General features: G+C 42.5%; 20 protein-coding genes and 6 pseudogenes. 11 read left to right on the top strand and 15 right to left on the bottom strand.

All coding sequences use genetic code 11. The features are described 5' to 3' along the window. Positions 1-7: 7 nt before the first annotated feature. The 4 genes and pseudogenes from J7649_RS15795 to fruB form a co-directional block, all read right to left on the bottom strand. On the bottom strand, positions 8-1,690 hold the full coding sequence (locus tag J7649_RS15795) for a fructose-specific PTS transporter subunit EIIC (protein ID WP_004647821.1): 1,683 nt from the start codon (positions 1,688-1,690) through the stop codon (positions 8-10). Between the two features lie 4 nt (positions 1,691-1,694). Continuing rightward, positions 1,695-2,627, bottom strand: a complete 933-nt coding sequence (gene pfkB, locus J7649_RS15790; RefSeq protein ID WP_004647820.1) for a 1-phosphofructokinase — start codon at positions 2,625-2,627, stop codon at positions 1,695-1,697. 7 nt (positions 2,628-2,634) lie between these two features. After that, a pseudogene (gene ptsP / locus J7649_RS17005) lies at positions 2,635-4,284 on the bottom strand (phosphoenolpyruvate--protein phosphotransferase); the annotation flags it as partial. A gap of 86 nt (positions 4,285-4,370) precedes the next feature. Continuing rightward, a pseudogene (gene fruB, locus J7649_RS17000) lies at positions 4,371-5,499 on the bottom strand (fused PTS fructose transporter subunit IIA/HPr protein); the annotation flags it as partial. Between the two features lie 328 nt (positions 5,500-5,827). On the opposite strand from fruB, the pseudogene J7649_RS15780 reads away from it, so the two are divergent. Beyond that, positions 5,828-5,977: pseudogene (locus tag J7649_RS15780) on the top strand (VF530 family DNA-binding protein); the annotation flags it as partial. Positions 5,978-6,330: 353 nt separating this feature from the next. On the opposite strand, the gene lldD reads toward J7649_RS15780, so the two are convergent. The 4 genes from lldD to J7649_RS16850 all read right to left on the bottom strand — a co-directional run bounded on the left by lldD (position 6,331) and on the right by J7649_RS16850 (position 10,282). Further along, complete coding sequence (gene lldD, locus J7649_RS15775; protein WP_004282143.1) at positions 6,331-7,476, bottom strand: FMN-dependent L-lactate dehydrogenase LldD; 1,146 nt, start codon at positions 7,474-7,476, stop codon at positions 6,331-6,333. A gap of 3 nt (positions 7,477-7,479) precedes the next feature. Then, complete coding sequence (lldR, locus tag J7649_RS15770) at positions 7,480-8,223, bottom strand: transcriptional regulator LldR (protein WP_004282146.1); 744 nt, start codon at positions 8,221-8,223, stop codon at positions 7,480-7,482. 17 nt (positions 8,224-8,240) lie between these two features. After that, positions 8,241-9,905 carry an L-lactate permease gene (gene lldP, locus J7649_RS15765; RefSeq protein ID WP_004282148.1) on the bottom strand — a complete coding sequence of 555 codons (1,665 nt, stop codon included), beginning with the start codon at positions 9,903-9,905 and terminating at the stop codon, positions 8,241-8,243. A 224-nt stretch (positions 9,906-10,129) separates the two neighbouring features. Beyond that, on the bottom strand, positions 10,130-10,282 hold the full coding sequence (locus tag J7649_RS16850; protein ID WP_370940781.1) for a hypothetical protein: 153 nt from the start codon (positions 10,280-10,282) through the stop codon (positions 10,130-10,132). 288 nt (positions 10,283-10,570) lie between these two features. Between J7649_RS16850 and J7649_RS15760 the strand changes: the two genes are divergently transcribed. Together J7649_RS15760 and J7649_RS15755 are read left to right on the top strand one after the other, a co-directional pair. After that, positions 10,571-10,804, top strand: coding sequence for a hypothetical protein (locus tag J7649_RS15760; protein WP_228738685.1), 234 nt, complete (start codon positions 10,571-10,573; stop codon positions 10,802-10,804). A gap of 189 nt (positions 10,805-10,993) precedes the next feature. After that, a complete protein-coding gene (locus J7649_RS15755) occupies positions 10,994-11,335 on the top strand; it encodes a histidine kinase dimerization/phospho-acceptor domain-containing protein (protein WP_086044954.1) in 342 nt (113 codons plus the stop codon). Positions 11,336-11,756: 421 nt separating this feature from the next. On the opposite strand, the gene bioD is transcribed toward J7649_RS15755, so the two are convergent. The 7 genes and pseudogenes from bioD to J7649_RS15720 all read right to left on the bottom strand — a co-directional run. Continuing rightward, positions 11,757-12,422 carry a dethiobiotin synthase gene (bioD, locus tag J7649_RS15750; RefSeq protein ID WP_044112456.1) on the bottom strand — a complete coding sequence of 222 codons (666 nt, stop codon included), beginning with the start codon at positions 12,420-12,422 and terminating at the stop codon, positions 11,757-11,759. Continuing rightward, positions 12,419-13,204 carry a malonyl-ACP O-methyltransferase BioC gene (bioC, locus tag J7649_RS15745; protein WP_081407922.1) on the bottom strand — a complete coding sequence of 262 codons (786 nt, stop codon included), beginning with the start codon at positions 13,202-13,204 and terminating at the stop codon, positions 12,419-12,421. The genes bioD and bioC overlap by 4 nt, the downstream gene beginning before the upstream one ends. Then, positions 13,171-14,340: an 8-amino-7-oxononanoate synthase gene (locus J7649_RS15740; protein WP_219310234.1), complete on the bottom strand. Its 1,170-nt coding sequence runs from the start codon at positions 14,338-14,340 to the stop codon at positions 13,171-13,173. The genes bioC and J7649_RS15740 overlap by 34 nt, the downstream gene beginning before the upstream one ends. After that, on the bottom strand, positions 14,337-15,617 hold the full coding sequence (gene bioA / locus J7649_RS15735; RefSeq protein WP_044112459.1) for an adenosylmethionine--8-amino-7-oxononanoate transaminase: 1,281 nt from the start codon (positions 15,615-15,617) through the stop codon (positions 14,337-14,339). Before bioA ends, J7649_RS15740 begins: the two co-directional genes overlap by 4 nt. Before the next feature lie 88 nt (positions 15,618-15,705). Continuing rightward, a complete protein-coding gene (locus J7649_RS15730; RefSeq protein ID WP_219310232.1) occupies positions 15,706-16,416 on the bottom strand; it encodes an alpha/beta hydrolase family protein in 711 nt (236 codons plus the stop codon). Positions 16,417-16,482: 66 nt separating this feature from the next. Continuing rightward, positions 16,483-17,472, bottom strand: a complete 990-nt coding sequence (bioB, locus tag J7649_RS15725; RefSeq protein ID WP_005093784.1) for a biotin synthase BioB — start codon at positions 17,470-17,472, stop codon at positions 16,483-16,485. 148 nt (positions 17,473-17,620) lie between these two features. Then, positions 17,621-18,228: pseudogene (locus J7649_RS15720) on the bottom strand (IS982 family transposase); the annotation flags it as partial. Between J7649_RS15720 and J7649_RS15715 the strand changes: the two are divergent. From J7649_RS15715 to mdh, 8 genes and pseudogenes are all read left to right on the top strand, one after another. Next, positions 18,217-18,747 (top strand): annotated as a pseudogene (locus J7649_RS15715) (TolC family protein); the annotation flags it as partial. The pseudogenes J7649_RS15720 and J7649_RS15715 sit on opposite strands and share 12 nt — an antisense overlap. Beyond that, a pseudogene (locus J7649_RS15710) lies at positions 18,737-19,147 on the top strand (transposase); the annotation flags it as partial. The pseudogenes J7649_RS15715 and J7649_RS15710, both read left to right, overlap by 11 nt. A gap of 306 nt (positions 19,148-19,453) precedes the next feature. Next, entirely contained in the window at positions 19,454-21,610 is a 2,157-nt protein-coding gene (locus J7649_RS15705) for a TonB-dependent siderophore receptor (RefSeq protein WP_219310230.1), read from the top strand. 71 nt (positions 21,611-21,681) lie between these two features. After that, the gene (locus J7649_RS15700; RefSeq protein WP_219310229.1) at positions 21,682-22,293 is read left to right on the top strand and encodes a DUF4198 domain-containing protein; all 612 of its coding nucleotides are present in this window, start codon (positions 21,682-21,684) and stop codon (positions 22,291-22,293) included. A gap of 42 nt (positions 22,294-22,335) precedes the next feature. Then, entirely contained in the window at positions 22,336-22,617 is a 282-nt protein-coding gene (locus J7649_RS15695; protein WP_004647796.1) for a hypothetical protein, read from the top strand. A 3-nt stretch (positions 22,618-22,620) separates the two neighbouring features. Further along, positions 22,621-24,180 (top strand): PepSY-associated TM helix domain-containing protein, encoded by a 1,560-nt coding sequence (locus J7649_RS15690; protein ID WP_219310227.1) that lies wholly within the window; start codon positions 22,621-22,623, stop codon positions 24,178-24,180. Beyond that, positions 24,177-24,449, top strand: coding sequence for a hypothetical protein (locus tag J7649_RS15685; protein ID WP_219310224.1), 273 nt, complete (start codon positions 24,177-24,179; stop codon positions 24,447-24,449). Before J7649_RS15690 ends, J7649_RS15685 begins: the two co-directional genes overlap by 4 nt. Before the next feature lie 255 nt (positions 24,450-24,704). Next, positions 24,705-25,877, top strand: coding sequence for an iron-dependent methanol dehydrogenase (mdh, locus tag J7649_RS15680; protein ID WP_219310222.1), 1,173 nt, complete (start codon positions 24,705-24,707; stop codon positions 25,875-25,877). Positions 25,878-26,019 lie beyond the last annotated feature (142 nt).

Below are 26,019 nucleotides of genomic sequence, written 5' to 3'. Positions count from 1 at the left end.
GAAGGGCTTATTCTAACCGTTGTTTTATCACGGCATAAGCTACACCAGTCACCACACTTCCAATCGCAATCGCCAATAAATATTTTAATGGATAATTCATCGCATTCGGAATGATCAGTACCATTACACCGCCATGAGGAGTGACTAGTTCACATTTAAATAATGCAACCAAAGCCCCAGTTACAGCACCACCTGCGATCGCGCATGGAAGCACTCGAATCGGGTCTTTGGCAGCAAACGGAATAGCCCCTTCCGAGATGAAACATAGGCCCAGAACTACAGCAGCCTTCCCTGCATCTTGCTCAGGTTTGGCAAATTTATGCTTTGCCAGAAAAGTTGCAATTGCCATACCCAATGGCGGTACCATACCCGCAGCCATGGTAATCGCCATCGGTCCGTATGTTTGTGACGTAAGTAAGCCCACCGTAAAGGCATAAGCCGCTTTATTTATTGGCCCCCCAACATCAATACACATCATACTCCCAAGGATAATCCCCATGATCATGGCATTGGTCGTCCCCATATTGGCAAGGAAGTGTGTGAGTAATTCAAACAATTGTGCAACAGGCTGTCCAACCACATAAATCATGATTAAACCAACAGCTAAACTGGCCAATAGTGGAATAATCAAAATTGGTTTTAATGCTTCTAGGCTACTTGGGAGTTTAAGCTGTTTCGATAAAAATAACGCAATATAACCTGCAATAAAACCTGCAACTAATCCACCGAGAAAGCCTGCCTCTAATTGTGTTGCAAGTAAACCGCCAATCAAACCTGGAGTTAAACCCGGACGATCCGCAATAGAATAAGCAATGTAACCTGCCAGCATAGGTACCATAAGAGTAAATGCTGCAGCACCTATTTGCTTTAAGGATGCGGCAAAGCTTCCTTCAACAGGATTGAGGCCAAACATAAACGAGATGGCAATGATCAAACCGCCCGCCACCACCATCGGCAGCATGAAAGACACCCCTGTTAAAAGGTGTTTATAAATTCCAGTTTTTTCTTTGTTTTCATTTTCTGTCTTAGTGGCTGTTTGCTTACCCGTTTCAAGCACTTTGGCTTCAGCAATTGCGTTTGCAAAAGTCTTATCCGTTTGCTTAAGGGCAAATCCTGTACTGCAGCGATATACGCGTTTGCCTACAAAGCGATCTGTATTAACCTCAATATCCGTTGCTAAGATCACCACATCTGCTTTGGCAATACTTTCTGCCGATAAAACATTTTTAGCCCCAACCGATCCTTGGGTTTCAACATCAATCTGATAACCGTGCTTTACTGCACCTTGTTGTAAGGCTTCGGCCGCCATAAACGTATGCGCAACACCAGTTGGACATGCTGTAATGGCGACAAAGCGTGTAACCCCTACATTGGCTGCAATAGTTTCATCTAAAGCATCTGAATGCTCAAGAACTTGTTGCAAAAGCATGATCGCATCGTGTTGCGCGTTATTCAAACCAATGACTTTCACAACCTTGTCACGCAGTTGAGTCGCATCTGCCGACTTCTGTCCAACAAAAACAACCGTATCAATAACATTTGATAAATCGAGATGCTCAACTGATGTCGCCACATCATTGGAAATACCAAGTGCTGTTGCTGCTTTGGACAGTTTTTTGGCCAAAATCACTGCATTAATCGGCTGCTCGGGACTATGTGGCACAAATAAAATATGTTTTATCTCTTGCATCGTATTAACTCAATGATTGGACTGAGATTTGCGATTTCAAATCTTCAATAACAGCAAAGTCTGGAAGGGCAAACCCAATTTGGGTCACAGCATTGCTCGCAATTGCGGTTGCTGTTTTCAATGTTTCTTCTGGGGAAGTTGAACTCAACAAGCCATGAATCATACCTGCCAGCAAGGAATCTCCCGCACCCACCGTACTTTGGACGGTGACCTTCGGTGCAGTAGCATGCAGGGTTTGCGTGCGGTGAAGCCAGTTCACCCCGTTTTCACCCATCGAGACCACAATATGTTCGATCTGACTATTTAAACTGGCAAAAAGATGCTGCTGTTCTGCAAACGTTTCTGCTGGCAAATGGTAGGTTTCTGTCAACTCATCTGTATTAGGCTTAATCAACCAAGGATGGGCAGCAATTGCTGCTTTCAACGCAACACCACTGGTATCTACTGCGACTTTTTTACCCGCAGATTGTAACCATAGAATCAGTGTCGAAAGCTCTTCTGCAGAAAAACCTTGTGGCAAACTGCCAGCAATCACAATCACATCAACCTCTAAAATCAGTTGAGATAGACGTTCACATAGTTGTTGTTTTGCTGAGGTATCTACAAAAAAGCCCTTGCCATTGATGTCAGTCATCTGACCAGAAGCTTCTGCAACTTTAATGTTTTGTCGTGTTTGACCTGCAACATAAATAAATTGGTTATCAAATTGCTCTTGCTGGATATGATGGTCAAAAATTTGACGGTTTTCTTGCCCCAAAAAGCCACTCACAATCAGTTCATGTCCCAAATCCTTAAGGACCTGTGCCACGTTTAAGCCCTTACCTGCTGCATGGCTTTGGGCTGTTAACTGACGATTGACCTCGCCAACTTTTAGTTGATCCAATTGCACGGTGAGGTCAATTGCAGGATTCAGAGTAATGCTTAATATCTTAGCCATTCGGTAATTACTCCACCAATGCACGTACGGCAGACGCACTGTCACAACTTAAGGCTTGCTGTGCGACCTGTTGGCAATTTATATAGTTCAAACCACGAATTTGCGCCTTCACCAATGGAATACTGGTACTCGACATACTCAACTCATCCACGCCCAAGCCTATCAATACAGGCACAGCTTTTGGATCAGCAGCCAATTCACCACAAATGCCCACCCATTTACCATGCTGATGTGCTGCCCGAACAGTTTGATCAATCAATAGCAAAATACTCGGATGTAAGCCATCAGCTTCGGCAGACAATAGTGGATGACCACGGTCAATCGCCAGAGTATATTGAGTCAAGTCATTGGTTCCAATACTAAAAAAATCAACTTCTTGAGCAAGAATTGGAGCCAACAATGCTGCCGCAGGAACCTCAATCATAATACCAACTTGTAAGTTTTCACATGGATGCTGTATGCGAACCTCATCCAAAATTGCTTTTGCTGCTCGCCATTCTTCAACCCGCCCAATCATAGGAAACATAATTCTTAATGGGCGATTATCCGCTGCTTTAAGTAAAGCAACCAATTGTTGACGTAGCAACTCTGGCTTACGTAAAGTCAGACGAATACCACGTAAGCCCAAGAATGGATTTTCTTCCTTTTCAATAGGCAAATACGGCAAAGGTTTGTCCCCGCCCACATCAAGTGTACGTACCACCAATGGACGACCCGCCAAAGCATCTAACACCACCCGATAATCGGCTTCTTGTGTAGCCTCATCAGGCGCACTGCTGTGTGACATAAAGACCAATTCTGTGCGTAGCAAACCAATTGCTTCTGCCCCATCGGCCACAGCCTGTATCGTAGCGCCCACTTTGCCAATATTGGCTGCGATTTCAACTTGATGTTGATCCAGTGTCATGGCAGGTTCTAAACAATGCTGTTCCGCTTGTTCTCGCAACTCACGCTGGCGTTGGCGCTCTGCAATGGCATGATCAATCTGACTTTGCTCGGGTGAGACCACATACTCACCAGTATCCCCATTAATTAGTACTGTGGCATGGTTCTCAATATTTAAAACAGCTACACCCGCACCTACGACTGCTGGAATAGCCAGAGCACGTGCCACAATAGCACTATGGGCACTCGCTCCACCAACCGCGGTCAAAATGCCTGCAACACGATCTTTATTCAGACGCGCTACATCACTCGGGCCAACATCATGCATAATTAAGATATAAGGTTGCTCGGGTTCTGTGACATCGGCCACACCGCACAAAACAGCCAAAACTCGCTCACCAATATCCCTTAAATCAGCCGCACGCTCTGCAAGTAAACGATCGCTAAGTGCAGCCTGTGCGGTAGCAGCCACTTCAATATGATCATGCCAAGCTGCAGCAGCAGACAACCCCTGTTTTAAACCGCGTTGTACACTTTGGAGGAGGTCTGGATCATCCAGCATTTCCAAATGTGCCATGAAGATCTGCTTAATGGCAGTAGATTCAGTATGTGCAATGAATTGACGTAAGCTATTTTTCACCTGATGAAGCGCAATTTCAAGCTTTTCATTCTCAGCTTTAAAACTCTGTCCGCGACGTTCATAACTAAATTCATGTGGCTTCACCACATGTGCAGGACCAAAAGCAAGGCCAGTTGATGCCGCAATACCGCAGCTACCCGTATCGCCATGTGATTCAAAAGGCATTAATTCCAAAGTATTTACGACTGGGTCACTACTGCTGTGCTGATGAGATACAAGATCAACAGCTTCAACCTCTTCTCCTAAGCCCTGTTGAACTGCATCAATAATCTGTTCTAAGCCTGCTACAGCATCAGTATCAGGTTGTGCAATAAAAGTCAGAGTTTGACCACGACGACATCCCATGGCTAATAATTTGGTTAAACTTTTTGCCGAAACGTAAGCCCCCTCATCTACAGCAACGAGAATATCCCCTGAAAATTTCTTGGTCATATTGACCAAGTGTGTCGCGGGACGCGCATGTAGACCATGAGCGTTAGCTAAGACAATACGACGAGATGGCCAATCAGGAATCAGTTCAGCACCAATTAACTGCGCCAACTGGTGACTATCTTGTTCTTGGTTAAGGGTATGAACTTGTTCAGTATCAAACAAAATATCCATTAACCGTTGAAACCGTTGCATATCCAGTTGCTCATTACTGGCAATACACACCAAAGTCTTGAGCATTTCCTGCTGATGGCTTAAAACCTGTTCCGCTTTTACCAAACTTACAGCTGGGCTCAAAACATGCTGGTTAGAAGTGATCGACCACACTCCCTCCCCTAAATGAATCATGCTGTTTAGGTTTAAACCCGACAGAAAACCACACTCCACCATTTTTTGCTGTTTCAGCAACTGTGTTGCCTGCCAAATCAAATCTTCTACATCAAGTGCGGGAACTTGAGTGGCGATTAAATTTTCATGCAATGCCAAAGATGCGGGTTGGGCTTGTAATAATGCAATAATTTGCTCTGCAGATTGAGCCTGTTTCACTTGATCAGCGACATCGTTAATTAAAGCCCGCGTCAAAATTTGTAAGACTTGCAAATGCTCATCTGATTTCGCAGCAATCACTACTGCTAAATAAATTTTATTTTCACCGTCCCAAACAACTCCTTCAGGAAAGTGCGCCAGACGAATCCCAGTTTTTAAAATAGATTGGCGAGACTGAGGCGTCCCATGCGGAATGGCAATTCCTTGTCCTAAATACGTTGCACTTTGTTGTTCGCGCCCGGTCAACCCATGAATATAATCAGGTGTAACCAATTGGTCTTCGACCAAGATATCGACTAGACATTGCAACGCTTGTGCTTTATCAGTGGCGTGTTGTTTCATTCGAATATGTTGTATATCTAGCGCGAGCATAAAGCGTCCTTGCAAAATAGCATAGTGAAAAGCTATGCCTTTTTACTGGAGAAAAAATAAAAGTCGAATTCTACTCAGGATTTACACAAAAATCTGTATATTTTGATTTTATCTTGATAATCATTATTACGACGCAATTAAGAAACGACGAGATTCTCCAAAGCCCAGTGTTGCGATAGTTGGGTTTAGTTCTAATTGAACCGCTATATCTCTGATTTCAGGGGTATATTTAGGTTTTTCATCGGATCACTACGCTTCGCTACGTCTTGCGAAGCAATGCGTCTCATCTCAGAAAGTTTGGTCTCCGACAAACCCGGTACGGTTCAGTTTAAGTCGTAAAATTGAAGTTAGATGTTTTTGCATAGATCCAAGTGTTAAATCATCATTGCGATTCTTGCGTACCACACCCTAGGCACGTGAAAAAGTAGAAAGCTTATATTTGTACGTGTTACGTCAAAAAGCAAAACAGAAACCGTAGCCCCAGGCAACACCCCTCTCATCATAAAATTATACCAGTCAGTAAAATACCTTTAGATTAAGCATATGTATGTTGGTTATTATTGTTGATTATCACAATAAATTAGTGACCAAAAATCAAATTACCCCACCCTACATTAAATTACACCACACAAAATAAAAACTCTATATAACTGTTATATATAGAGTTTACTAACATACCAATTATGTTATTTAGTGTATTTTATGTTGGTGACTCTTACCAAGGTTGGTTTTTTTCAAAAGGAAGCTTTGTTTACCCAAATTATTTAGATAAGAATCTCTTTTTCCAAAGGAAAGTTGGCAAAGCCTTAGTAATGTGAGTAATGAAATCGCTTACTCTTTCTCTAGTTTGACCAGGCAATCCGATGTAATATCTGCAATGGTTCTTGCACCAGTCAATGTCATTGCCACACGCATTTCTTTCTCAATCAAATCTAGTAAATTACTTACCCCAGAACCGCCGGCAGCACCAAGTGCGTATACAAATGCACGACCAAGCATACAAATATCTGCACCCATAGCCAACATACGTACCACATCAAGACCGTTACGAATCCCTGAATCTGCTAAAATTTTGATGTCACCTTTGACCGCACTTGCAATTGAAGGAAGCGCACGAGCAGAAGACAAAACACCATCAAGCTGACGACCACCGTGATTGGAGACCACAATTCCATCTGCTCCGAAACGTACCGCATCCTTGGCATCCTCAGGATCTAAAATCCCCTTAATAACCATGGGACCCTCCCAATAATCACGAATCCACTCAAGATCTTTCCAAGAAATTGAAGGGTCAAAGTTATTTCCCAGCCAACCGATATAATCTTCCAGACCTGTCGGCTTACCTAAATATTTCGAAATGTTACCCAAATCATGCGGACGACCCAATAAACCGACATTCCAAGCCCAGTGTGGGTGCATACACGATTGCATATAACGACGTATTGCAGCATTTTTACCACTCATTCCTGAATGTGCATCACGATAACGCGCACCTGGAACAGGCATATCGACTGTGAATACTAAGGTAGAACAGCCTGCGGCTTTAGCACGTTCCAAGGCATTTTTCATAAAACCACGGTCACGTAGTACATACAGTTGAAACCACATCGGACGTTGAATCGCAGGTGCCACTTCTTCAATTGGACAAACTGAAACTGTTGATAAGGTAAATGGAATGCCCTTTTTATCTGCGGCAACCGCGGCTTGAACTTCACCACGACGCGCATACATACCCGTTAGACCTACAGGTGACAATGCCACTGGCAACGCCAAATTTTCACCAAACAATTGCGTTTCTAAGCTCAGCTCAGACATGTCATTTAACACACGTTGACGTAAAGCGATTTTTGATAAATCGTCTACATTACGCTTTAAAGTATATTCCGCATAGGCACCACCATCGATGTATTCAAATAAAAATGGCGGTAAACGACGTTTCGCAGCTTCACGATAGTCATTTGCAGAAGAAATAATCATAACTTATGTCCTATTTAATCGACTCGAACGTTGACGACGAGCTTCTTCTTCATCGATCATACGTACGCGTTGAACAACAAATTCAATATGCCCACAAGCTGCCTTACGTGCAGTCTCTGAGTCTTGACGTTCAATTGCGTCCATCACCTCAAAATGCTGGTCATGCAATTGTTCAAAATGTTGTGGTGTGGTGTAAACTTTACGTCGCCCTAACATCACGTTGTCTTGCAATAAATCAAACAAACTACGCATCATTTGGATCAGCACTAGATTGTGGGATGCTTCTGCAATCGCCAGATGAAAATTCGCATCCGCTATTGCTGCGTGGGCATCATCACCTAAAGCCTGAAAATGGCTAATCTGCTCAAAACATTGACGAATATTGATCAAATCACTGGGTGTGGCACGTTGTGCGGCATACCATGCTGTACCACCTTCAAGCACCATACGAGCTTCTTGTACATCAAAACGATATTCAGGATCCTGATCCATCAAACCGGATAATGGCTCAACGATTTGATACTGTGACCAATGTGCAGGCAACTGCTTTAAATAGGTGCCTGCACCCGCTTTGCTCTGAATAATCCCTGCGGTAATCAGTTGTTGAATCGCCTCACGTAAAGAGCTACGAGACACACCTAACTGTTCACAGAGTTGGCGTTCAGCAGGCAATCGCTCTCCGACTTGCACATTATTTTTTTCAATCAATAGACGTAAACGCTGTACCACTTTGTCGGAGACTTTCATTTTTTTCCTTGACCCGTTTACGGAATCATCCACGGGAAAACATAAGCTTGTAAGGTCACAATAATACCAATCATCACCGTAAAGATAATGCTGTGTTTTACTGTAAATCTAAATAAATCAGATTCTTTACCAACTAAACCCACTGCTGCACAAGCAATCGCGATTGATTGAGGGGAAATCATCTTACCTGTTACTCCACCACTGGTATTGGCAGCAACTAACAAGACTTCAGGCACACCGATTTGCTGTGCTGTAGTTGCTTGTAACGCTGAAAACAATGCGTTAGCTGAAGTATCTGAACCTGTAAGAAACACTCCAACCCAACCCAAGAATGGTGAGAAGAACGTGAAAGCCTGACCCGTATGTGCCAGTGCTAAAGCAAGCGTCGCTGACAGACCTGAATAGTTTGCAATGAACGCAAAAGCCAGTACCATACCAATCGAATAAATTGGGGTTTTTAGTTCATTCACGGTTTCAAAGAATGTCGAAACTGCCTCTTTAGGTTTCATGTTTAAATAAATAATCGTGATCAATGCCGCCAATATAATCGCCGTACCCGTTGCTGATAACCAATCAAACTTATAAATCGCATCATAATCTTTAATTTCAGGCACGACAGGTGGTAGCTTTTGAATCAATTGATGCAAATACGGCACTTTAATTGAAACTACTAAATCACTTAATGGGCCGTCCTTAACAAATAAATCTTTAAAAGGTTTGATGCTCCAGATCGTCACCATTGCTGTAAGTATCAGAAATGGAGACCAGGCTTTGGCTATCTGTGCCACACTATATTGTTTACGAGCTTGCTTGATAATAGTTTCATCTACCTGTATATTTTTGTCCTCAAAAAGAAAAATATGTTTTGGTTTCCAATACTTAAGCAAGATAGTTAAACTGATTAATGATGCAATTGCAGCAGTGATATCGGGTAACTCAGGCCCAACAAAATTTGATGTTAGATATTGCGCTAAAGAAAAAGATAAGCTGGCAACTAAAATAGCAGGCCAAGTTTCTTTAACCCCACGCCAACCATCCATGATTGCCATGATCCAGATCAATACAATTGGCACCATAAAGGGTAACTGACGACCAACCATTTGACTGATTTCCATGGTGTCAACACCTGAAACCTGCCCAGCGACAATGATCGGAATTCCCATTGCACCAAAAGCAACAGGTGCAGTATTAACTATCAGGCATAGCCCAGCCGCATATAAAGGCTTAAAGCCGAGTCCCACCAACAGTGCCGCAGTAATTGCGACGGGCGCACCAAAACCTGCCGCACCTTCTAAAAACGTACCAAAAGCAAACCCAACTAATAGCATTTGCAAACGTTGATCTTCTGTAATTGACAGAATAGACGAACGAATAACATCAAACTGTCCTGTTTTTACTGAAATCTTATATATAAAAACTGCACCGATAATAATCCATGCAATTGGCCACAGGCCGTAGAAGAATCCATAGACCATTGATGCTAATGCCATTCCAATTGGCATTTTGTATAAAAATAATGAGACCAGAAAGGCTAAAAAAACGGTAATTGTAGCGGCTACACTACCCTTCATGCGAAAAATAGCTAACGCTAAAAAAAAGAAAATAATTGGAACTAGCGCAATAGCACTCGAAATCCAGATATTGCCTATAGGATCATAAATTTGTTGCCACTGTTGAAGCATTGTCTACTCCTTGAAATGCTTAACTACTAGATTGAACAGTTTATTGTACTTAAACACTAAATTGGTATGACCAATTTAGTGTTTAAGAGATAAAATGTGCATTTTGTATTAGCGATATTAGTAATATTAGCCCAAAAACACAATATAAAAGATTTAATTTATTTTTTGGTATGACCAATTTTTATAATCTCTTAAAATTTTATACATTAGATTTCTTTCATAATTCACTTTTTACTCAGCTCAAAATTATAGATTCCCACAATTAAATTAAATCTTAATCCTAGTCTTTTGCCAGGGTTGCGATATCGCTCGGCAAGGATTTTGAAGGTTTTCAAAGTTCCAAATACCTGTTCAATTCCAATTCTTCTTTTATTGATTTCTTGGTTATAAAGTTTTAGCTCGAGATCTGGTTTTTAGTGCTTTTTTGCTTTTAATGGCCATAAACTATTTGGATACAATGTATAAATCCCTTGATAGCCTTTATTTGCAAGAGGCTTTGTTGCACAAACCTACCACTGAAAGCTTCTTAGGGAATATAATTTCTAAATGAAGAGGTCTGCACCCAAGATCTATCGTACAACCAGTTGATCTACCTACAATAAAGCCTTGCTCAGTCAAGGAAATACATCAATTTGGTTTGATTCAGCCATCCAATGGTCGCTCGATTGACTCAACAACTGCCGATGCAAAACTTGGATGAAAATGTACTAGCCCAACAACTTCATTCCACCAATCAAGAGCAGTTGATTGCCTATAAAGTGTCTTTATTTGACTCTGACGTCAGTGTCGTTCAGCATGTGGTAGCAAAAACCCGAGGTGCACCGAAAGATTTAAGCCACCAAGTAGTTGGCTTTAGTACAAAGCAACAAGGTGAGGCTCAGTTATGTGTTACGTCGTGAGGATATTCAAGTGGTGGCAGCAGAGCGGATGTTCCTACGTGGATAATTGCTCAAAAAGATTTTATAATCGGTATTAATACCAATAATTTTGTCTTTATTGCTATGTATAGACTTAATCGTTTTGATTATTCGTCGAGAGCTTAAAGCCTTAGATGAAGTTTCAACCTTTTAAGTCAGCCAAATTTATCAGTGAATGATGCTACTCATTATTTAAAAACCTTAGATGCCAAAGTAATGCCTTCCAAGGTACAGTCCTTTGCCCAAAACTCTAAGCACTTAATACATAAACTGCATCAAAATCCGGAAAATGAAAAAGTATTTAGTTCATACGCCGCCCATGAATTGCGTAGTCCTTTAACCGCGATCAAAACTCATATTCAGCTTGCACAACTGATGGCAGAACAACAGGCAAGCTCGCCCAAATTGCAACAGAGCTTGCAGCAGGTACACCTTGGTATCCGCCGATGTACCCAGCTACTGGAACAGCTTCTAGCACTTTCCTCTACCGATCAAGTACTGAGTGATATGTAGTACAGTATTGAAATTGCACGGCTCCTGACTCAGGTGATTGCCGATTTACAGTCGCTTTATCCGGAAATTGAACCCAGTTTAACAATTGACTGACCGAGCCTGACCCGAATTGCCCTACCCGATTTTGAACTAGATACCGTCTTTAAAAACCTACTTAACAATGCTCTATTGCAGGCACAGGCAAACACCATTTCAATTGCTATGCTGCATGTGTGCTGATCATTCATAATGATAATCAAAGGTTGAAGATATGCATACTTGGGACAGCGTTTCTGGCATAAATCTCCCTAGCAAAATGGGCATGGGCTAGACCTATATTTGATGAAAATGGTGTTAAACAAATATGGCTATCAGATTCAATTTACAGTGGCGCAACCTCAATATTTAAGCATTCACATCAGCCTCGCTGCAAGCGGATCACTTACTTATGAGAAGACAGGGCTAAATTTAAAGCTGGAATATCAACCCATGTCGTATCAGCAAAATCACGCTGCAAATACTGTTTTAAATAAGCAATGGTATCTTCAGCGATCAAGGGATCTTTGGAGTTATCTGCATGATTAAAAGCAATGGCATATAATTGAACCCCGCGGAGTTTTAACAACTCAAGACTCAGCAAGGTATGATTAATACTACCCAAACGCCCTGAAGTGACCAGAATCACCGGATAATTATGTGTCTGAATATAATCAATAGTTAGGAACTCTTCGGTTAAGGGCACCATTAGACCACCTGCACCTTCCAGCAAAATACAGTCATAGCCCGCAGCCAGCTGTTCGGTGGCCTGCTGAATCTGTTCAAAATTAATGGCTCGCCCATCTAGACGCGCAGCAAGATGCGGTGAAGCCGGATACGTAAAAATTTCCGGCATGGTCAGTTTTTGCTGGTCTTCCGGTAACAGTCCACAACCCATAATTGCACGATGCTGTTCGATATCTTCTGATATATCGACATTTCCGGTCTGGATCAGCTTTTGGGTTATAGTACGAATACCCTGCTCATTCCAAATTTTGGCCAAGAAACCAGTAGTAAAGGTTTTACCAATTGCGGTATCAATGCCACTGACAAAATAAATCTGTGCGCTCATGCTGTCTTCCGTGCAATGACATAAATCGGATGATAGGTAAGTACATACTGTTTGCTTTTAGGATCTTGGAATTGTTGATAGCCGGTATAAAAATCCTGTAATGACGATTTTGTCCACCGAAACCCCTGTGCCGTCGCCTGCACACCAGTGGCTTTGATATGCTGTAACACCTGTTTCGGATGCTCAAAATATAAGGTCATCTGTTTTTCTATCTGCAGCAGAATGTCAAAGCCTAAGGATTGGAGCAGTTCACAGACCTTCGCTAAAGGCAGATAATCCAAGCCCTGTCCGGTCAGTGCCTTAATTTCCTTTAAATTATTGTCAGTATAACTGGCAAAACACAGATGCCCAGAGGGATTTAAGGCCTGCGCAATGTTGAGCAATAATGCTTTTAAATCCGAGATCCATTGCAATGCAGAACAAGACAACACCATGTCCAGAGACTGGGGCAGTGGCAAGGTTTCAATATTACCAATCTCCCACAAAAGCCGATTAGCTTCCGGGAAGTGCTGCTTCACTTCGACATATAGGTCATTTAAAAATAAATGATCAAAGCTATAATGCTGCATAAAAAGCCGGGTAAACAATCCTGAACCGCAGCCAATTTCCAATACCCGTTGCAAATGTGGTTGTGCCACATGCTGCTGCATGAAATGCATCAACTCTGCAGCTACGGTACTTTGTACCAGCGCATGCTGTTCATAACTGAGATTTGCCTGAGCAAAACGCTGGGCAATCTGTTTGCTGTTCATCGCGGTAAATTCCTCAGCACCTGCAGACATGCGTCCAGCTCATCCGCAGAAATGTTCTGATTCAGGCAGATTCTGAGTCTGGAGGTGTTGGCAGGAACCGTTGGCGGACGTACTGGTAGCACATAAAATCCCTGCTGTTGCATAATTTCAGCCGCCTGAATGGTGCGTTTTGCCTCACCAATCAGTACCGGCACAATTTGCGAGGTTGATGGACAGTGATATCCCAAGTCTTGAATGCCCTGCTGACAGCGTACAGCCAATGCTGCCAAATGTACTCGTCCCGCCTGAAGCTGCTGTACCTTCTGAAAAATAAATCTAGTCCAGGCCATACATAGTGGCGGCTGGGCGGTACTAAAAATTAAAGGTCGCATGCTATTAATCAGATAGTCACGAATCACTGGCGCACAGACCAGATAACCACCAACTGAAGCCAAAGCCTTGCCAAAGGTACCGACCAGGAAATCAATCTGATCCAATACTTGATACTGTTCTGCGCAGCCCAATCCACGTTCACCGCGCACACCAATTGCATGTGCCTCATCGACATAGAGCATGACTTTTGCAAACTGCTGTTTTAATGCCACCAAAGCAGCTAAATCTGTTTCATCCCCATCCATACTGAAAATTGATTCAGTTACCACAATGATGCGCTGGATAGATTCATCTGACTGATATTTTTCTAAAAACTGAGTCAAATGCTGCAGGTCATTATGGCGGTAACGCACATAGCCAGCTTTAGATAAACGAATCCCGTCGATAATACTGGCATGTACCAGTTTGTCAGCAATGATCATGGTTTTAGCATTACTGAGCGCAGGAAGAATCCCGATATTCATGTGATAACCACTATTAAACAGCAGTACTGAACGTCCAAAAGCCTGTGACATCTGTGCTTCAAGTTGTTCAAAATTGGGAAAGTTTCCTGTCAGTAAACGTGAAGAGCTTGAACTCATATATCGCTCAGACATCGGCGTGAGGTCAAAAAATTCTTCACGTAGCGTTAAGTTGGATGCCAGACCTAAATAGTCATTGGATGCCAGATTCAGCATCTCTTGGCCATTGAGTTGCAATAGTGGCTGGCTAGAAATATTGGACTTAAACTGGCGATATTGCCCTTGCTGTTTCAAGTCATCTAGCTGCTGCTGGAAATGCTCAAGATGGTTCATGCTACTGCCTCTATCTGCTGAATCATCTCCCGCATATGCTTTAATAAAGTTTCAAGTTGCTGTGTTGAAATTACATATGGCGGCATGACATAGACCAGACGGCCAAAAGGACGAATCCAGACGCCACGGCATACACATTCAGCCTGAAAACGCGCCAAATCAATAGTTTGATGTAGCTCAACCACGCCAATTGCGCCGAGGACACGCACATCTTTGACTTGTGCCAAGGATTTTAAATCCAGTAAATATTGTTCTAGTGTCCTTTCAATCTGTTGAATACGCGTCTGCCAGTCTTGAGCCAGTAACAGCTGGGTACTTTTTAATGCGACCGCACAGGCCAACGGATTAGCCATAAAAGTTGGGCCATGCATGAACACACCCGCTTCACCACTTGAAATCGTCTCTGCTACATGGCGAGTGGTTAAGGTCGCTGACAAGGTCATATAACCACCAGTCAATGCCTTACCGATACACATAATGTCTGGTGTGACCTGAGCGTGTTCATAAGCAAATAGTTTTCCAGTGCGGCCAAAACCGGTGGCAATTTCATCTAAAATCAGCAGTACATCGTACTTTTCACACAACAACTTAGCTTGCTTTAAATATTCTGGATGATAGAAACGCATCCCGCCTGCACCTTGCACAATCGGCTCAATGATCATGGCAGCAATCTGTTGATGCTGCTGTACCAGCAGGTGCTCAAGTGGCTGTATATCTTCGGGTTGCCATGCCCCATCAAAACGGCTTTGAGGTGCCGGAACAAATAAACGGTTCGGCAAACTCGAACCAAAAATTTGATGCATACCAGTTACAGGATCACAAACCGACATGGCATTCCAGGTGTCGCCATGATAGCCAGAGCGTGTGGTAACAAAGTTAGTTTTTTGTGGTTGCTGACGTGCATTCCAATATTGCACAGCCATTTTCAACGCCACCTCAACCGCGACCGAGCCGGAATCGGCAAAGAAAATTTTATCCAGTTCAGGCGCCGTGATCTCAAGTAGCAGTTTAGACACATCAATCGCAGGCTGATGAGTCAAACCACCAAACATGATATGTGACATCGACTCTAATTGTTTTGTTACGGCCTGATTGAGTTCAGAATGATTATAACCGTGAATTGTGCACCACCAGGACGACATGCCATCAATCAGCTCGGTACCATCTTCAAGTTCAATGACTGCACCATTTGCAGCTTTAACTTTGTAACATGGCAAGGGTTGTGTCATGGAGGTATAAGGATGCCAAATATGCTGTTGATCAAAAGCGTCCTGCACAGAATTTACCCCAATTATTAAAACTAAAACTGATCTTAGCGCGTTAAATCTGAAAATGAAACGTCAAGAGCTACCAATCTCTTTTTGCTTAAGCCAGATCGGCTAAAAATTTTAAAATTGGCTCAACGAGTAACTTGGCATCAAAAAGGATGGCATCGTGCGTGCCCTGTATTTTTACCAAATTCAGATTTTGGGTTGTTAAAAACACGGATTCTTGACTAACTTTGCAAGGAACCAACATGTCGTTCTCGGAAAATATAAATAGCATCTTGACTGAATGATTTTTTAGGATATCCACCAGATTTAATTGATGCAAGAGATAAAGATGCTTAATCTGATAGTTTAAATCAATACTATTTAACTGTTGGTGCAATAATTTTGCACGTTCACGCGCTGCTGCACCAGCTAAAGTGACCAAGGTACAGAAGCGCTGCATCCCGCGTTTTGGATCAGCCAGTATGGAGGATTTAAATTGTGTATATTGTTCAACTGGCATTGCATGTGGCCATGCTTCGTTGGCCACGAAACAGGGATTTGACATACAGCAAATCACTGGCTTGGCAATTTTCAATTGTTGCTGGATTTCATTAGCCAGCAAAAGTGCCAACTGTCCACCCAAAGACCACCCCATCAAGACATCAAACGAACTCGCCTGCCTGACTTTTTCGGCCAAAAGACTTTCTACGTTAGGATCGAAAATATCCCATACTTTAACTTGATGCTGCTGCCGCAACTGTTCTACAAACGGGGTTAAGACCGCTGTTCCTAGCCCCCAACCCGTAATCATCAGTATCTTCATTTTGTCTGTTCCAATAAAAAAGGGACCAATTCAAGTTGAAATGATCCCTGTTTGTTACACGATTAATTAAGCAGGTTGCATCGCATCTACAGCCAATTCTTTAGCTGTTTTCTTGGCAGCTTCAGCTTTTAAGCCTAATTTAGCAAACAAGGCTTTGTCTTTACCTTCACCACTGTTCGGGGCAGTAAGCAATTTATCACCTGAAAATAATGAGTTAGCTCCAGCCATAAATGCCAGTGCCTGATCAGAGTCAGAGAGAGATTCACGACCTGCCGACAAGCGGATATAACTCTTCGGCATAATAATCCGTGCTACCGCAATAGTACGAATCCAGTCAATCACATCCAGTTTTTCAACATCGGCCAGTGGTGTGCCTTCAATAGGAACCAACATATTTATGGGCACCGAACCCGGGTGAATCGGCATAGTCGCTAGTTCAAACAACAAACCGACCCGGTCTTGTACGCCTTCGCCCAAGCCGACAATACCGCCACTACAGACATTAATTCCGGCATCACGTACATGATCAAGCGTATTTAAGCGGTCATCAAAGCTACGTGTACTGATGACATTGGCATAATATTCACGTGAGGTATCAAGGTTGTGGTTATAATAATCTAGCCCTGCATCTTTCAGACGTTCCGCTTGTGAGGCATTCAGCATTCCTAGAGTCATACAGGTTTCCATGCCCAGTTTCTTGACTTCCTGCACCAGTTCCAGCACATACGGCATATCGCGTTCATGCGGATTACGCCATGCTGCGCCCATGCAGAAACGGGTCGAACCGGAAGCTTTGGCCTGTTTGGCTTCAGCAATCGCCTTTTGTACTTCTACGCGTTTTTCAATTTCCAGATCAGTATCGTAATGTGCAGATTGCGAACAGTATTTACAATCTTCCGGACAACGGCCCGTTTTAATTGAAAGCAGAGTACTGACCTGAACAGTATTCGGTTCAAAGTTTTGGCGATGAATTTGCTGTGCCTGAAACAGTAAATCCATTAAAGGCAAGTCATAAATTTCTTGTATTTCGGCACGTGACCAATCATTACGGATCATCTTGTCTGCATCATCTAAAATTCCATTGAGTAAATCATACGCTGTTTTTTTTATTTTTCTTTAACGTTTTCTTTCATATTCATTGCCTGCTTAAAATAGCTTTAGTGTATCAAGCTATTTTTGAAAGCTTATTTAACCCGAATCCTGCTTAAGCCGATGATTCCTTAATTTGAATTGTTGGCTTATTTCGATGGGTTAATTGATATGCACATAGTGAGGCGTAAATTCCACGCAGAAATCCATGAAGACTACGTGCTTTACTCGTCACTAAATTGTATTGCCCCTTCAATAAGCCGAATAATATTTCTATTTTTTGCGTTGTCTTAAGTGATATTTATCTGATGCACAGAGTTGAATAGCCTGCATATTCTTCCGATGATAAGTAATTAAATCAATACCTTGATCTTTCAATCTAATTTTTAATTCTTGGCTGATGTAACCTCGATCCCCGTAAAGTTTTGCTTCTATACCAGCAACCAATTGCTCAACCATTTTTATATTAGCAACATGTCCATTCGATAAAGCAGAACAGGCAATTTCACCAAATTGATTCATCGCAATACGTAATTTACAGCCATAAAACCAGCCCATTGAGCTTCTACCATGTGATGCAATTTGGATTAATGATTTATGACGCTAAATACGTTGATTTTTACAAATTGGCAGAGTTGTTGAATCAACCCATAAATATTGTGTACCTTGGCCTTTCATCAGTGCCACATGTAAAGCATGTAGAGCTAATTCATGCATACCCAATTGGCTCAAGCCAATGTGAAAGCCCAGCAAGCGGCAAAAAAACCGAATGTTTTTGCTTTTGGCGAATATAGTCTGGATCAAAATGAAAACTGGATTGTCGGAGTTGCCGCACGCTATAACCTGTTTTCCGGGATCGATAAAAACAAGAATATTCAGGCTGCCGAACTCAAACGCTCTGCTACAGAATTACTCACTGCACGCACCCAGCAAGAAATTGAAAATCTGATTTATAAATCTTATAGCGAAGCACTCAGTGCACAGCAAAGTGATGCACTTCTGGCACAAAACTTGAAAGCCGCACAGGAAAATTTACGCATCCAAGAATTGTCTTTTAAAGAAGATATGGGCACCGCCACACAGGTCATCGATGCACAAAATATGCTGAGCGGACTACGAGCTGAAACTGCCTTGAATGCCTACAAATATGTGATGTCACTGGCCACCCTATTACAAAGCCATGGCTCGATTACAGAATTTCCGAACTACATTCAACATACCAATACCCACTATAGATGCTAAAACTCTTCATATACGAGCAGTTCAGCTCACAACGAATAATGTGAGTGATTCACGAATCCTTGGGGAGTTACTTGATCAAATTCCGTTGGATGAACAGATTGATTCAGTTTATACAGACGAGGCTTATAACACCAAGCAATGCCGTCAAGTCATTGCAGACCGGTAAGCATATGCGGTAGTTCCCTCCAGAAAAAATGCAAAGCCTTAGAAAACTACAAAAGTTCATTCGCAAGAGCGAAATGAATTACTTCGAACCGTTAAATGTTTAGGCAGGACACTATGGAAGAAATGGTCAGGCTATCATCGGCGAAGTTTGGTCAAAACCAAAATGTATTGCATTAAATTATTAGGCGATAAATTAACGGAATTAGGTCGACCTCATACCCAAGTTGTCACTTGAATTCGAGTAACTTAGAAAAGATCTATCTCTGAAGCCTTTATGCAACAAAGTCACTCCAGATTGAGGATTTGAAAATTTATAGTGCAGTATATAAACAAATTGGTTCAGGAGCACAAAAGTAAGGTAATAACATCTTTTTTTAACAGTGATATTTTATTGTTCCCTACTTCTTACATTAAACTTTTATTTGTAGATTTACCTATCATTAACTCATTTTTCATTTGGATTTCCTATTATATTGAGATTGCTTTAAGAGATATTAAACAATAATATTACTGATAATTATTATCATTTACATTAACTAAAATGTTTTATACCGTTCCTCCATCATTTAAGCTTTCTCTTCTTAGTCTTGCAATTTTAGTGTCCCAGCAAAGTTTTGCCGATGATACTCAGCAATTACCGACGATTACAGTTACAGCGGAATCAGAACAGAGTGAGCTCAGCTCCGAACAGAGTAAGGCTTATATCATCCAAAATTCGTCAACCGCCTCAAAACTGAATATTCCACTCAAGGAAACGCCGCAAACAGTCAATGTCATCACTCGCCAGCAACTGGATGACTTTGCCTTAGATAATACCCGGGAAGTACTGCGCAATACCCCTGGCATTATCGTCAGCAATCAGGAAACGGAACGGAGCTCCTACCTTGCCCGAGGTTTCGAGATTTCGAATGTTTTAGTGGATGGCGTTGGTATTCCACTCGAAGGCTATAATTATAATAATGATAATCCGGACAGTTTTTTGTTTGACCGTATCGAAGTGGTGAAAGGCGCAAATGCCTTAAATAATGGAATTGGCGATCCTGGTGCAACCATTAACATGATTCGCAAACGCCCTACTCAGGAACTTCAGGCAGCCTTGAATGCCAGTTACGGTTCATGGAATACGCAGCGCTATGAAGCAGATATATCCTCTCCTCTCACCCAGGATGGAAAAATCAGAGGCCGTGTATTTGGCTATCAACAGAATGGTGACAGTTATCTGGATCGTTATGAACTGGAAAAAAACGGCATAGGTGCTGTTGTGGAGGCAGATGTAACTGACACAACCCTATTGACCGCAGGCTATACCGAAACCAATCACAAGCCGAATGGTGTGAATTGGGGTTCTAATCCACTGATCAATACTGAAGGCGAGCAGCTCAGTTACTCACGGAATTATAATTACAGTCCAAGCTGGGCCCACTGGGATAGCAATATTAAAAGTTACTTTGCCGAGCTTGAACAAAAACTGGGTGGCGACTGGACAGCCAAACTGACCTATGATGAAAAACGTACACAACGCGATTCAAAGCTCTTGTTTCTGTCCGGCAAACCTGGCGCAAATGGCACTTCAGGTATCTTCCTCTACCCAGGCATGTATATTGATGACAATACAGAACAACAAGCCAGCCTGAGTTTTAGCGGCACCTATCCGCTTTGGGGACAACGCCATGAAGCCTCATTGGGCTATGTCTGGGCCAAAAATCGTCTGGATGAATTGGGTTATGCTGGCAGCTTTGTCAATCCGCTGACCACAGATTTAGCCAGCTTTACACCAGAAGAACCAAGCTGGGATCTATCGAAAACCAGTGGGGAAATGCATATCCGGCAGAAGAACCAGAGCCTTTATGCTGCGACCCGACTGCATCTGAATGATGATCTGAAACTGCTTTTAGGTGCGAACTATGTTCAGGCTGAAAGCAGTGGTAGCAGTTATGGGACCGACACCATTTATGATGAAGATAAAGTTTTACCCTATGCCGGTTTGACCTATAACTTTAGCCCTGAATATACAGGCTATCTGAGTTATACCTCGATTTTCCGTCCGCAAACCACCAAAGCAGATGATGGCAGCATTAACAAACCGATCGAAGGTGAAAGCTATGAAGTCGGAGTCAAAGGTTCTTGGCTAGATGACAAGCTTACCGCCACCATGGCTGTGTTCAGAACGGAGCAAAGTAATTATCCGCTTCGTGATTCTGATGGTATCCCGACTTTACGCACAACTCAGGTCAGTGACCTACGTTCCCAAGGCTACGAGTTTGGCTTGGCGGGACAACTGACCGACCATTTTAACTTAAGCTTTGGTTATACCCAATTTAGCCTGAAAGATCTGATCAATGGCGGTGATGCGCGTACCTTCAATCCAACCCAGTCTTTTAATCTTTTAACTACCTATCAGGTGCCGCAACTTCCAAAACTGAAACTGGGCCTTGGTGTGCAGTGGCAAGATCAGACCTATCTAGATGTGCCTGAAGCAACCGCCAATGGAGTGATTACCCAGAAAGCTGGAATCATTGAGCAGGATGCTTATGCGCTCGTGAACTTAATGGCCAGCTATGAGCTGAATGAGCATATGACCTTGCAAGCCAATGGTAATAACCTGACCAATGAAAAATATCTGTTCAATTTCCCCAATCAGCAAGGTTTTTATGGTGCACCAGCGAATTACAGCGTTGCCGTGAAATTTAAATACTGATTTTCAAGCTTAGCCTTAATGACATGTTCAGGGCTAAATCATCACTACATACACAAAAATAGGTAAAACAAATGAAAAAAATGATCGCTTTGACCCTTGGACTGTCTATGACACTTTCAGCTCAGGCGCATATGCTTTGGCTAGAACGTGGCACAAATCAGCAGACTCATGCGTTCTTTGGTGAATATAGTGAACAGCTCAAAGAAACGCAGCAAGGTGCCCTCAAGTCTTTCAATCAGGCAAAGGCCGTTCAGGCCAAAAAAACATTTAGTCCTCAAATGCAACAGGATCATTTGCTCTATACAACCCAAGGCCAGACCGATGTCCAGCTCACTCATGAATTGATCTATGGAGAATCATTGCTGAGCTATCATGCCAAATCCGGCAGACAAAACTTGAAAGCAGAGTCCGAACTGGATATTGTCCCGACCCAGATCAACAGCAATACATTTACGGTACTGTATCAGGGTAAAGCTGCTGCGGATGTTGAAGTCACAGTCTTTTCCCCGCAATTTTGGCTAAAAAAATACACCACCAACGGCCAAGGCCAGATTACGATCGCCACGCCATGGAAAGGTCAATATGTCATTGAAGTTGGCAAAGAAGCAGACAAGGCCGGAAAATTGAATCAGCAGGCCTATAAAAAACAGTATCTGGTCACGACTTTAAGTTTTGTTTATTAAGTTTTTAGATTTTCATCAGTATAGATTTATTCAAGGCCAAATATGATGTCTGTTGTAGTGCAGCCACTCGCCATTTTCTATCGCTTAGGCATGAGCTTTGGGATGGGCTACTTGTGCAGTTATTTGATCGCACTCGATCTGGCTTACTTTCTACAGGCTTTTCTGCCCAAAGCAGAATCCGTCTATTTGGCCGCCGTTATTGCCCTGATTTTTTATGTCTGTTTTGTGATTGGCATCTTCTGTATCCAGAGTTTAAAAAAGCTTTCGGTCTATAGCCTGCTTCCTTTCCTTAGCTTATTTACCATCTCCCGCTTCATAGGTTAAACCATGCATAAATCTGTCCGTCAATCCATGGCATGGCTACATTCATGGTTAGGTTTAAGTTTTGGCTGGCTGCTCTTCGCGATCTTTTTAACAGGCGCGGTCACCTATTACCGGCATGAAATCAGTATATGGATGCAGCCTGAATTTGCCTCAATACAAGTCAATCAGGAAACTGCCTTAAAATCTGCTTACAGCTATTTACAGCAGCATGCACCGGACGCCCAAAACTGGTATATCGGAGTCGCCAATCAAGATTCACCTGTGAATAAAGTCTACTGGCAAAAAGCGGATGGTGGCTATGAAGTCAAAACCCTGGATGCTTCGACAGGAAAAGAATTAAACCTCTCGGCCACCCAAGGGGGAGATTTTTTCTATAATTTTCATTTTCAGCTCTATGGTATGCCCTACACCATTGGTCGGCTGATTGTGACGATTGCTGCCTTTATCATGTTATTGACTCTGATTTCAGGAATCATTACCCATAAAAAAATCCTGACAGACTTTTTTACCTTAAGAGCATTTAAGGGGCAGCGCTCCTATCTGGATTTTCATAATGTTAGTTCAGTGATTGCCCTGCCGTTCTTTTTGACCATGACATTTACCGGGCTGGCGATTTTCTTTTATATCGTACTGCCTTCCGGCATGAAAAAACTCTATCCAGACAATCCCTTTCAGTATTTTGAAGAAATTCGCACAGTCAATGTATTGGCCAACTCTGTGGTTCCGGTGAAAACCGAGATGCTGCCAATTCAACATTTTATTAGCACGGCGCAGCAACACTGGGGACATGCGGAATTTGACAATATCACGGTCAAGCAGCCCAATACCCAGCTGGCACAAATAACATTAACCCAACTCCAAGATCATTCCATTACCCGAAATCAGGCACAGCTTATTTTAAATGCAGCTACCGGAAAATTGCTTGAAAGTACACGCAATGAAAGTGCAATTGCCACACTCAATGCCGGCATGTATGGTTTGCATATGGCACGTTTTGCCGAGCCAGTCTTACGCTTAGGACTGTTTTTTTCTGGCCTATTGGGCTGCGCCATGATTGCCTCCGGTCTGCTGCTGTGGAGTCTGAAACGCCAGATGCAGAAAAAATCAGCGCGGTTTCATCTCGGACATTATTTGGTGAACCGCTTGAATATCACCATGATACTTGGCTTGCCGATTGCCATGCTGGCTTATCTCTATGCGAATCGTTTTATCAGCATCCCTGTAGGTGCACCAAATTATGAGATTTATAGTTTTTTCAGTATTTGGCTCGGCAGTTTCATTCTGGCATGTTTAACACCGCAGCAATATTTATGGAAAATTCAGCTTAAAATCCTGATTGGTACTGCCTTTATAATTCCCCTGATTGATATTTATTATTTAGTTTCCCAGCAATATGTTGATTCTTTTGCGACTTATTGGCCTTTTTTGCGTATTGATCTGATGTTGTGGAGCTTGGCACTTCTCGCCCTATTGTTACACCAGAAAATTACGCCCATTCAGCAAAAGGCTATTAAGAAAATCCAGACCAAACTGAAAGCCGTACAGCAGGAGTCTTCCACATGATATGGATTGCAGTGATCGGTCTGCTTTGGCTAAGCTGCTTTGCCTTTTATGCGGTAAGTGCAAAGCAGATCCTAAAAACCCGAAAATCTCGTTACGCTTTTTTAGCTAATTTTCCTACGCACACTAAATTCACTGCGGGTATTTTCTTATTCGTCGCGATGTTTTTATTACGTACCCAGTTTAGCTCCAGTATTAGCTTTGTGGCTTTATGGGTATTTCTAAGCCCTGTACTGTTTATCTTTATCTTAAAAATGAATAAAGCATTTTAGTATTTATTTAAAATCAGAAAGTAGTAAACAGCCTAGTGCGCTACTTACATGCCCTCTATTGAACCAATCTACTCAGTATCTGCTAAACCTTGCCAACCTACTTTTAAATATTTCAGATTTATTATTTTGGCTAGAATCAGAAATTTAAATTGGTAGGTATTTGGTAGGTAGGATTCTTTTTCACTTCATCCAATACTTATATTACGGTGAGGGTCACCGATAAAATAATCAATTAATGGTAGAAGGAATCACGCCATGGCTTTTAAAAAAATTTCAGATCAAACTAACGGTTTTTATATTCCCTGTGTTTCACTTTTTGGTCCGGGCTGTGCTAAAGAAATCGGGATAAAAGCACAAAATTTAGGTGCCAAGAAAGCGCTGATTGTAACTGATGCGGGGCTGTTTAAATTTGGTGTTGCAGATGAGATTGCAAATTATTTGAAAGAGGCGGGTGTTGACAGTTATATTTTCTCAGGCGCGGAACCCAATCCAACTGATATTAACGTGCATCATGGAGTTACAGCTTATAATGAAAATGCCTGTGATTTTATTGTATCGTTAGGTGGGGGTTCATCACATGACTGTTCCAAAGGCATTGGCCTAGTCACTGCAGGTGGCGGACATATCCGTGATTATGAAGGGATTGATAAAAGTACCGTCCCGATGACACCACTGATTGCAATCAATACCACGGCAGGGACAGCTTCGGAGATGACACGTTTCTGTATCATTACCAATACCGATACCCATGTGAAAATGGCGATTGTAGATTGGCGTTGTACACCACTCATTGCGATTGATGACCCTAAACTTATGTTGGCCAAACCTGCAGGGCTGACTGCGGCAACAGGTATGGATGCCTTGACGCATGCAATAGAAGCTTATGTGTCTACGGCAGCAAATCCAATCACTGATGCCTGTGCAGAAAAGGCGATTACCATGATCAGCGAATGGCTTAGCCTGGCAGTGGCGAATGGGGATAATTTGGAAGCACGGGATGCCATGAGCTATGCCCAATATCTTGCCGGAATGGCCTTTAACAACGCCTCTTTAGGATATGTGCATGCGATGGCACATCAGCTCGGAGGCTTCTACAACTTGCCGCATGGTGTTTGTAATGCAATTCTGCTCCCCCATGTTTGTGAATTTAACCTGATTGCTTGTCCTGAACGTTATGCCAAAATTGCCCAATTGATGGGGGTGAATACAGAAGGTTTAACCGTAACTGGAGCAGCTTATGAAGCGATTGGCGCCATTCGTCAGCTTTCGGCTTCAATTGGTATTCCATCTGGGCTGACGGAATTGAATGTAAAAGAAGCTGACTTGGCCATCATGGCGGAAAATGCACAAAAAGATGCCTGCATGTTGACCAATCCACGTAAAGCCAACCATGCCCAAGTGGTAGATATTTTTAAAGCGGCGATGTAGTACCTCAATGTAAGTATTCTCTCCAAGTATCTGACTTACATTTTCAACAGCCCCTGTTTCACTTCCTGAGGAAGTGTGCCAAGAGCAGACATGCATTTTCCTGTTCCTGGCTGATCCTTTTGCCTTCATAAGAGGATAAAAG

This window comes from Acinetobacter lwoffii (assembly GCF_019343495.1).
Lineage (GTDB): Bacteria > Pseudomonadota > Gammaproteobacteria > Pseudomonadales > Moraxellaceae > Acinetobacter > Acinetobacter lwoffii_P.
The sequence above is the reverse complement of the archived record's forward strand: the minus strand, read 5'-3'. Positions and strand labels throughout refer to the sequence as shown.